Source organism: Photorhabdus sp. RM322S (genome assembly GCF_042879395.1).
Taxonomy (GTDB): Bacteria; Pseudomonadota; Gammaproteobacteria; order Enterobacterales; family Enterobacteriaceae; genus Photorhabdus; species Photorhabdus khanii.
In genome coordinates this window covers 1-10,479 of sequence record NZ_JBHFKW010000066.1, presented here as the reverse complement: position 1 = coordinate 10,479, position 10,479 = coordinate 1, and the positions used below count along the sequence as shown (strand labels likewise).

Below are 10,479 nucleotides of genomic sequence, written 5' to 3'. Positions count from 1 at the left end.
CGGCGAACATGATATTGCAGCATCTGAAAATAAGAGGGCGCTTCTGATAACAGGGCGTCCGTCCCCGAGGCTTTGGCAGCAATGTCCTGTACACGTAAGCGCTGCTTGCAGTCACGAAAAAGATTCAACCACCACACCACGCCAACCATACTGACAATCCAAACGATTATTTTGACAGCCTGAGTAGACAACCCGACTCGATCGCCCCAGAAAGATAACAATCCGCCCAATACCAGGGCGATCAAACCGGTGACCAGGCCGACTCCCAAATTACGGGTAATAAAAGCCTTAAACATGGAAACCCCCTGATGAAGTGACATGGTTCAGCGGGGAGAGGGTCCCCAGTTGTAACGTGGCATGGTGCGCTAGCAGAAAAAGCTGTGGTGCCTGTTGATATTCGGCCATTTTCATGGCGAGCGTTAATGCAAACCAATCCGCATATGGCCCTGATTTCCCAAGCCAATGGGGGACGAACTGCTGATCAGGCGTTGCCGGTGCGCTCTGCTGTACAGATGATGGCAAGGCTTGCAATATCTGATTCAACCGAATTAACAACTTATCTTTCTCCGGTGAGTCGGCATCGTTGTACCACAGTGTCCCGGCAGTGATGGCAGGACGTTGATAACGCAGAAACTGGGCCACACTCTGCCCGGCCTCCGCTGCGACAGTAACCATAGGCCGATGCAGACAGCATTTCGCCGGTAACGGAGAAGAAGGAGATGCCAGTAGCCAAACCACCGCGCCCTCACTGACGACCTCCGGCGTTTTATTGCCTGCCCAACACCATGTTATAACCAACTGCAATCCTTTGGTTTCCGTGGTCAACCAGTCGCTTATCTGCTGGGTATAATCGGCTTTGAGTTTTATCGGACCTTGCAATTGAGACAAAGGCAGCCCCAGTTCCGCCCAAACCTGACAGAATTGTTCCCATACGACGATTTCGGGCCTGTCTAATGGAAAATAGACATTCACCTTATGGTTAGCCACATACGCCATCAAACTACTTCGCATCTCTCCCAGTAAATTTTCAAACACGTTGAGGTAACTGGAAAAAGGGGGCAATACCAGTGCACTATCACCATTGACTAATACATCCCTATCCGCCGGTGAGGGCACTTCCGGCGGAAAAAACGCGCCATAATCCACAACCCGTATCGCCTGCGAAGCCCACGCTTGCCAGCGAGCCTCCTGCCAGGCGTTTTCTTGTGTCAGCACTTCCGCTTGCTCCAGTTCGACGCCGTAACGAAACAGCCGCCAGCCAGCAATCACGCCGAACAGTGCTGTTATTCCGGCTAAAGCGACCAGCGCATAAAGCAGGCTGGCGGGATTTTTAAACAGATACCAGACACTGCCGGCAGCAACTACGACAGCGAAACAAGCCATACTGAACAGACGCCACCAAAGCGACCAGACTGGCGGTTCAGGCCGGTGTACGGAATAAGATTGCGGAATATCCCAGGCCATCATGATGACTCCCCTATTCCGGCTTTAGTCGTACTGGAAATAACATAACAACCGCATTGGCAAAGCGCTTTATCAAATGCGACGGGTTTCCCCTCGGAAATACATTGAGAATTAGCTTTAACAATACGGTTAATACCATGCTCTTTCAGCGGACAACTGACTAAATCATTTAATAATGCGACTCTTTTCCCTTCAATTTCGATAGAAGAGGAGGCGGAAATCACTTCACCGCCGCTACTGAGCTTATCGCCCAGGCGAATAACACCTGTAAACATCATGAACCCTATATCATTAAGAATAAATTTTTCACATTTTCAGCGTAATAATATTATCGCCCTCATTTTTCGACGCCGCCTGCAACAACGTTTGAATGACTTTATTAACATCATCTCTATCAATAAATTCCTTTGAGCATACGATGTCGATTTTTTTATTTAAATTAACGGCAATCAGCACGCTGTTTTCACGTTCCTCAACCCTTTTAATACATTCATAAGGCAAGAAAATGGTTTTGCTCAACGCGGTCGGCGTTAACAAAAAGCCCCCTGATTTCTCTGCAAAGAAATAACGATCTTTTGTTTTACGATAGGAGGCATAATGCATCGCTGCCATTATGATGCAAATACTACTCGCGCCCTGAATATGTCGACAGATTAATAGCAAGACCTCTCCAAACCATTTTATAGATCTGTTTCACAAAAACGCCTTGATTTACACAAAATTACAAACCAAATAAAAACAGACAAGACTTCACGTTGGATAATTCATTACTGAATTCTCCAAAGACAAGTCATCTTTTAATATCTCTACGACTCAGCGCAGATAATTCTGAGGACTATCCCATAAATCTTTAGCTCCATCCTATTACCTGAATCAGTAATAGTAGTAATGGCTCAGAATACAAACCTTATCCGGTAATACTTCTTCACTGTTTTCAGACGATGGATTAGATTTCATTTCCTCAATCTTTTTCTTAGTTAATTTACTAAGACTAATATCCTGCGGATTCGGGAAACCCAACACGGAGAAAATATCCTGAGCCAGTTTAACTGACGGCCACGGTTTTTTGAGGCTGACAGAGTATGCATAAAAAGAAAATACGGTTGCCACAAATATAAACCATAAGGTTAAAAGGTCTGGTCCATCCCAAAAACTGCCCCCATCTGAAAAAAAGACGGTGCCAAGACAAACGGCAATGATTATAAAAAATACGCAGAAAGTATAAAAGACTTCATCCCATGCTTTTGACCGTCTCCCTTTATTACAACACGGCGTGATAGAAATCGTTCTGCGTTCAGGGTTTGTTAATGCATAGACGACATAATATTCTCCCTGATCGGTCACCGCTAATTCAACATAATCACCTGTTTTTACTGTCGTCAACCCTATCCAACCATGAAAAGGGATACCATTAATTTTCCCCTGCACAAAATGACATATTTCACTCAATCGCACTTCAGTCCGTAAATTCACCGCAGCCTGAGACGTATTTCCCAACATCGCCAGCAATAATGCACCAAATTGCCTATTCTCTTCCCGGCGGGCAAATTCTTCGGGGTCATATTCACGATCAGAAAAATAGCCTTTGACACAGAGTGTTTCCCACTCTTCCAACACACCACTCACTTTGATTAATGGTTTACGCGGGGGCAATTCCGGCGGCGGCGGCTCTTTTGCCAATATCGCATCCAGTTCAGGGATTTTTTCTTTTGTTTTTGCAATCTCCTTTTCTGCCTCTTCTCTGCCTTCTGGATGGCTTACTATCCAGTCAAGGTTAACTTCAATCCATGTATCAAGACTGCTTCTCTGACTTTTTATTTCTTCAAAGTCAATAGCACCTTTTAACATCTGATAAGTATTCATGAGAGCACCTTAATTGCATCGGCAAAGTTTTTACTTTGTTCTTCATACAACTTATCTTTCTGTGATTCAGGGTAAATCCATTGCGTGGCTTCTAAACCCTTTACCGGTTCTAACCCAAAAACACAACTCCGGCACCATTTTTGTAGATCATTATCGACATACAATGAAACCAGCCACTCAAGAATAAGAAGTCCAAGCATGACTTGCCAGCTAGCCAGAAAACCAACAACCCTACCGGCAGCCAAAGATCCCAACATTTTTAATGTAGTTTCTAAAACCCCCCTATCCATCAGCTTTCTCTCTATCAATACTTCTAACAACCCGCCGGATGCTTTTAGCATTGCACCAATATCACCCCCAATTTTGCAACCGATTAATCCAAAATACTGCCAACGCCGTCTGCCATGCAATTCAGATTCAAAATCACTAATATCTACCCCCAGATTTAGTGCGGAAGCGAGCGTGCCCGCACTCGAACCAATAAATTTAATCGTGTCGGTGGCCGCCATATTTTTTATGCCGTGCTTCACCATCGGCTCGACAATCTCCATTGCCGTACTCAGTGTGCTTAAAAACGCCGCAGTCACCTGAGCATGGCTCTTGGTATCCCCCTTACTCTCTTTGAATTGATTGGCATACTCCAGCCCGTTAAAAAATAAGACCAATAACTTAATGCGGGATTTTTTTAATACCGGCTCTCCTTCGGCGCTGTCAGCAAATTTTTTAAAATCAGACTGATATTTATTATTTTTTTTCAACCGCTCCTCAGAACCCGGCCTCTTAAGTCTCTCCAATACCTGCTGCCGAAACGCATTACCCTCCTTAAGCTGTGAGATTGACAAGTCAACTACCTTGTCAAAACGCACCCCTGAAATCACCGAGAATAGCCCCTTACTCAGCATTTCATTGGTGCTATTCAGCACTTTTCCTAAGCGGGTAAAATTAAAGAACCGGTCGCCCAGCGTCACCAGTCGCCGGTCGCTGTGCAGCATCGCCCGGGCAAAGGTGCTGCGGGAAGTGGGCGGCTTTTCCAGCACTGCATTCGCTTTATCGTAGGCTTCCACCAGTTTTCCACTCAGCACCGGCACCGTTTTCATAAACGCTGAGATGTCCGCCGGTTTCTCATTCCCCTTATTCAGCTTCATCTGCTGTAAAAAACCGTCCATCTCTTTCATCACGTCCGGGTTATTCAGCAATAATGAGCGCCAGACAATATTTTCCGGTGACAACGCGGAATATTGATCGATTTGATCATCTAAAAAGGCACTGCCCGTTTCGGTTACATTCAGCGCAGCGAGGGCATAATCCACCGCCTCACGATAATTGAGGTTGTCCTCCAGTCGGGGGGAATGAAAATCCTGACAACAGGTGATAAACCGGCTCTGTTTTAGCCAGCTCACTCTGAACTGCGCCAGTTGTTCCAGCTTTTTCGCCACTTCAGCACAAAAATCAGCATAACATTGGTTAAATGCCTGTCGTTTCGCCAGATTCAGCTCGGCGGTATATTTCTTCCAATCACGGGCAACGGCTTGCTTATCCCATTCCACCATGTCACGAGTCACATACCCTTTGAGCCTGGCCTTATCCTGATCTGAAAAAACCTGATAAGCCTCCTGCTGAGTGACTTCGAGCGCTTTATCAACCCGCCCTTCCAAATTCGCGGTTTTTAATTTATGCAGCTGGTTCTCTACCCCATTTAATGAACTGTCGGTCATAAATTCAATCGACAATTCATCCAGAAAGGTTTTATGCGCCCCGATGATATCATCACCCCATCCCGCTAATTCATGCACTATCCCTATCGGATCATGCAACGCGATTAACACCGGCGAAACCGGCGTGCCATCTTCTGCCAGCCCCCGCTTTTGCATCGCCCTGACCGTGATATCCGCACACCCCGACCGCGTTTTACTCCACGGATACAAGGTGCCCTGCGGTCTCACCGCATGGTGATAAACTTTGTAGTAAGGTGCTTCCTTTGCTGTCCCGCTGATACGCGCCGCTTTCGGATTACAGGGCAAAATATATTTGCCGGAGTCATTGTCGCCCAGACAGTAATCGATGACGCCATTCAGGTTCTCTACCGTCGCCTGAGCAATCCCCACCCCTTCCGGCACCCCGCGCCACTGCCACGGTTTCACGCACTGCATCCGCTTTTCCCGTGCTTCGCGGTTGTTGTGATAATACTCGATGGTCTCCCGGCTCCACGCTGAGGGCGTGAAAGCCAGCCAGGTCTCCTGATACAGGGCGGTATCTCTTAGCACAATAAATTCCACATTGGCGCTCTGATGGGTCGTAACATGACAATCCGCCGTTTTCTGGGGCAAAACACCAAAAGGCGCACTCAGATTTTGCCACAACGCGCCATCCTCACTGACGCTCCAGGCATCCCAACTCTCCGATTCAAATGGACCGGCATTGGCGTAATAGACATACAAAAACCCCTGCCGTAAGGCACGCAGCGCATAATGGTAACCCGGCGCAGAAGGCGCCGGTGTTTCAGCCCACGCCGGCAAGGTTTCAGAAACGTTATCCGGCACCACGGTATAGCGCACCGGCAGCAGCGCCGGTCCGGTGGATCCACACGTCTGACATAAGGGTTGACTCATCACAATATCTCCGGGTTTTCTAAAGGAATAATGGCAGGATTGAGATGACAGCAGTCACGAGCCAGAGCTGACCACGCTTCTGCTGTCAGTCTGGCAGTCCGGGTAACATAACCGCCAGCGCTATCGCCCCCTTCGTCGGACAACAGCGACTGTATTCGGGGATGTAAATCCATCTCCGGGTGATATAACAAACCGTGCAATGCACAGGTTTCCAGGTCTTGCACAGCGTTAAAGGCATAGCGTGCTGTCACCCGACGCAACAAGGCCAGCATAATATGCAGGGATTCAAGCTCCGTCCGCCGTAACTGATTACGGTATGCCTGACGATATCGGCGTAATGCCCGGTTCATCGGCCCTGACCAGGCCATTTCTGCCACCTGTGCCGCTGTCAATGACAGTGAAAAGGTGTACAGTTCCTTCGCAGACCGGGCATTGTCTCTGTGCAGTAACTGACCGTCGCCGTCAACCAGATACCAGTCGGTCAATGGCCCCAACAAACGCGAACGTTGCCAGCCATCCAGCACCGGCCAAAAGGCATTATTGACCGCCGGATCATAAAAACGCAGCATGATTTGCTGTTGAAATGACACGGACTGCACCGCCATCATATTGATATGGCGCGCAATAGCAGACACCGGGCTGGCACTAAACAACCAGCCACACACCATCCGCCCGCGCCCGGCAATCAACTCTGCCGGGTCCATTTCCTGCAACGCCTGCGTGACGCTCAGCGCCAGCAGTTCGGCATCCTCAGACCGATTGAGATCCAGTGGCACCCACCAGGGAGAATAGCGGGATTCGAAACGGTGATGCTTTATCTGCGTCGGTATCGCCGCCGGCTGATGATTCAGGATCGCCGCAGGAAACCCGTCTTCCTGACGGGTATCCAGAAACACAGCCGGGTCAACCAGTAAAAAACCGTGGCCGTCATGCTGAGTAAACGCAGTACGTAAATCAGCCAGCAGACTGGTTTGCTGTCTGGCCTCAGCCTCGGGGGAAAAATCATAATCCACAGGCAGTTGAATAGTGGCTTCTGTCATTGTTTACTCCTTATTTAGTCATGCCATTTTGCTCACCCGCCATTCGCGCAGATGCTGATACGCAACGCTCAGGTAAAGTCAGGGCTGAATCCTGACTGACAGGGCCCGTTTTTTGTAAAATGTCACAATGGATCCGGGCATTCTTCGGGCTGGCAAACGAAATATGGCCGTCTTTCAGCGAGATATAAGCCCCCCCGCACTCCAGCCGCAGTTCTGTTTTCGCGGAGACGGTCACGCAATCCTGTTGACTTGCCAGCGTTAGCGCCTGTTGAGCCAACACCTCCACCGCGTCAGTCTGTGCCTGAATTTCTACCTTGCCAGAAGCCGCCAGCAGCTTTATACCCAACATTCGGGTGAACAAACTCAGCCCATTCCCCACCGCCAGCCGGAATTTCTTGGTGATGCTCATATCCGCATCCCGACCCACAGTGGTGATCAGGTTTTCACCCGCAGAAAGCTGCAAACTGCCCGGGGTCACCTGAGCAATGCCTGACGGCGCGGAAAGTAACAGAGCGCGTTGTTGCAGATCTTTGAGGGTGTCATTCATCAATGCAGTCTGGGTTTCGATATCCGCCAGTTCCGCTTTCGCCGCCTCAGCGGCATGACGCAACCCCGCCGCGGTCTGAATTGCAGCCTCCAGCTCAGACAACGCCCCTTGCATATCCCGTTGCTGACCCGACGCTTTAACCTGCTGATCCGCGCTGATAAACAACCCCTTCCCAGCGCGAATCGCCCCCCAGTCGTCGGTCCGCAGTTCAAACCCTTCACCGCGCTGATTAGGATGCGGTCGCTGTCCATCCACCAGATGGCCCAGATTCAGCTGACTCTTACCGCCGTATTCAGTGCTCAGCTTGATATGTTCTTTGCCGCGTTCGTCGTCCATCCGCAGTTTGTTATTCGCCGGGGTACGCAGGACATTACGTCTGGCGTTGTCGAGGGTCACATGATCTTCGTGACGCGAGTCATGCAACGCATGGGCGATATAGGGCCGGTCGGGGTTGCCCTGTTCAAACGCCACCGCCACTTCGGTTCCCTGGAGCAGCGGCCAGTGGAAGCCGTAGGTGTTACCGGCATACGGTCGGGCTAAACGTACCCACAGGCTTTCGCCTCCCAGCGGCCATTCATCCAGGTCAAAATCAAACTTGATGCGGTAACGCCCCATTTTGTCGATATGGCTGTAGGTGTCGTTCGGCCAGTCGCTGGTCACCCGCGCCGGCACCGTGCCGGATATCACCGGTCGTTCCCGCAGTGCCGGCCGGTAGCTCAGGATTTCGCTGTAAGGGATACTGCTAAAACTGACCCGATAATTGCTGTCACGCCGGGCACTGCTTCGCATGGAGACAATCAATACCCCCGCTTTTCCCACCCCTGCCGGTCTCTCCCCTTCCAGCTCCAGCACTAAGCCGGGGACCAGCATCGGGGAAGAGCTTTGACCCCGGATCAGGTGCTGCCGGTACAGGTCGCGCTCGTGATGCAGACGGGCATAAAATCCCGCCGTTTCTGGCTGGGGCTGGATCGGTTCTCCCCGTGCCAGAATGTTATCGCCATAACGGTAAATTTCACCAACCACTGTAGTATCCCGATCCCGGCTGACCTGATATTGCAGGTCATTGCCCGCTTCCCGGTAGTTGTAGTCCCGCACCTTCACCCTTTGCGTGACCACCTGATGTTCAACATGCAAATCCCACACCGAATCACGGTCGTTGTGATTCATGCCCGCCGGGTCACGTAACGGTAAACGCACGTCGTACTGATAATTGCGCTGGTTATCCCCAAACCGCACCACGTCAATCCCCAGACGGCCGTCCATTTCGAAGCGATACCCGATCCCCACTTCCGCTAAAATACGCTGGATAAAATCCAGATCACTCTCCTGCCACTGCACCCCCAGTTCCCGCCGGGGATATTCCCGTACCAGGGTGAACAGAAAATCCTGGCCCCGAAAACCGTGGCGGTCACGCAGGATCTTCTCCACCATTTCCGGGACTGACTGGTGCTGGTAAATCGCACAGCGTCGGGTATGGTGCAGCAATGCCAGACGCGGCTCCAGACAGACCTGATAGTGGGTTTCATCCGCTGAGGTGGCAAGCCGGTTAAACCGGGTGATGACGCCGTGTACTTTACGCACCTGTTCCGGGTTTTCCGGTGCCTGCAAGATAAACGTGGCCGGTTTGTTCAATATCACCGCCGGGTCGATATCCCTGTTCGGGCTGGTGAAATCAATGGTGTAGCAATAAGGAGCACACAGGCGCTCTTCGCCGGTGAAGCTGAACACCTCCAGCATTGCGTCACAGCGCCGCACTTCAAGCCGGTAACGGGCATGGCCCGGCAGTGCGACTTTACCCGCCTGGCGCTGACGGGCGCGAAGCATTTTTCTATCCATCAATAGGTTTCCTCAGATATCAGATAAAACGGCCGGTTCACTCAGCGAAAAGGGTGCCCCACTTCTTCAATAAAAGTGCCTGTCGTTATAAACGGTTATGTCAATTCAACTACCGAAAATCCAACCGAATATATCCCCGGTTGTTAACCCTGATAAATACGGGGAACAGTCAATTGATGCCGGTACGGCTTAATTGAGCGTTAACCAGAATAAAAATAATCGCGAAGGCCAATCATCTGCCCTCGAATGAATAGATTCATTAATTGCCTACAGGGTAACTGAATAATTCAATCCTCCCTGTGGGTGCAGATTAAAATCAAGTCTTTTTTTATCAAAAAGCACAATATGCTTAATATCAACGACAAAAACTCATAATATTTAAACCAAATATAAACAGGATGTCATTTGTTTATACAAAAAGGTTGCATTGATTTAAATAATATAAATCCAATTCACTCTTCCGATATTCACCCCTTTCAACATCACTGAAATAAAGTCTATTTCTATATTATTTTCAGTATGTTAAATAATATTCAAGTGCAATGAAGACATTATTTCATCCTCCACTTTATGACTAATATTTACTATCATCAATACGTTACCGATGCGTAAAAAAGAATGATCCTCAGTGATATTCTGCGAATGAGAATAGATTCCATTATTTAGCGTTAACCCATCAATAATAGCTTTACCCTGATTCAGGGCAGCGATTACCCTGCCTCACAATAAAGCATCACAGATAGATAGTAATATCATGATGATATGATTATAAAATATTAAAACCGAATGAATGCAAAATTCAGTGACCTATTCTGGCGATAACCGGCAATGTCATTCCATTTATAACCCCCGGTTTATACCGTCAAATAAGAGATTATTCTGCCCCCCAGTCGTTATTATTTATCCCCGATTCAGCCAGGTTATTTCCCGCATTCTCCACAAAAATCGTTTTCGGCAACCTAAATCCCCGCAGTTTCAGCAACGCCAGCGGACCTTTCCCAACTTCGGTACGTAATACCCAGGTCAGCGGCAATCCGTCCGCCGCAGTCAATGTCAGCCGGTAACGACTGCTGTCCAGCGCAGTCACCTTCGCCTGCGCTAACCACCGCATTAACCCCCA

At 49.3% G+C, this 10,479-nt stretch carries 9 protein-coding genes; all 9 read right to left on the bottom strand.

The window, feature by feature from the left end; all coding sequences use genetic code 11:
• Positions 1–296: hypothetical protein (locus tag ACGF63_RS21605; protein ID WP_387633124.1), on the bottom strand; the 296-nt coding region annotated here is incomplete at its 3' end.
• Positions 289–1,467: a hypothetical protein gene (locus ACGF63_RS21600; RefSeq protein ID WP_387633123.1), complete on the bottom strand. Its 1,179-nt coding sequence runs from the start codon at positions 1,465–1,467 to the stop codon at positions 289–291. The genes ACGF63_RS21600 and ACGF63_RS21605, both read right to left, overlap by 8 nt.
• Positions 1,464–1,742 carry a PAAR domain-containing protein gene (locus tag ACGF63_RS21595; RefSeq protein ID WP_387633121.1) on the bottom strand — a complete coding sequence of 93 codons (279 nt, stop codon included), beginning with the start codon at positions 1,740–1,742 and terminating at the stop codon, positions 1,464–1,466. Before ACGF63_RS21595 ends, ACGF63_RS21600 begins: the two co-directional genes overlap by 4 nt.
• A gap of 28 nt (positions 1,743–1,770) precedes the next feature.
• Positions 1,771–2,127 carry a hypothetical protein gene (locus ACGF63_RS21590; protein WP_387633120.1) on the bottom strand — a complete coding sequence of 119 codons (357 nt, stop codon included), beginning with the start codon at positions 2,125–2,127 and terminating at the stop codon, positions 1,771–1,773.
• 210 nt (positions 2,128–2,337) lie between these two features.
• Complete coding sequence (locus ACGF63_RS21585) at positions 2,338–3,327, bottom strand: putative type VI secretion system effector (RefSeq protein WP_387633118.1); 990 nt, start codon at positions 3,325–3,327, stop codon at positions 2,338–2,340.
• Entirely contained in the window at positions 3,324–5,936 is a 2,613-nt protein-coding gene (locus tag ACGF63_RS21580) for a T6SS effector BTH_I2691 family protein (RefSeq protein WP_387633117.1), read from the bottom strand. Before ACGF63_RS21580 ends, ACGF63_RS21585 begins: the two co-directional genes overlap by 4 nt.
• Positions 5,936–6,976 (bottom strand): DUF4123 domain-containing protein, encoded by a 1,041-nt coding sequence (locus tag ACGF63_RS21575; RefSeq protein WP_387633115.1) that lies wholly within the window; start codon positions 6,974–6,976, stop codon positions 5,936–5,938. The genes ACGF63_RS21580 and ACGF63_RS21575 overlap by 1 nt, the downstream gene beginning before the upstream one ends.
• 10 nt (positions 6,977–6,986) lie before the next feature.
• Positions 6,987–9,359, bottom strand: coding sequence for a type VI secretion system Vgr family protein (locus tag ACGF63_RS21570; protein WP_387633113.1), 2,373 nt, complete (start codon positions 9,357–9,359; stop codon positions 6,987–6,989).
• Between the two features lie 874 nt (positions 9,360–10,233).
• Positions 10,234–10,479, bottom strand: a 246-nt coding sequence (locus tag ACGF63_RS21565) for a hypothetical protein (protein ID WP_387633111.1), incomplete at its 5' end; no start/stop codon positions are given.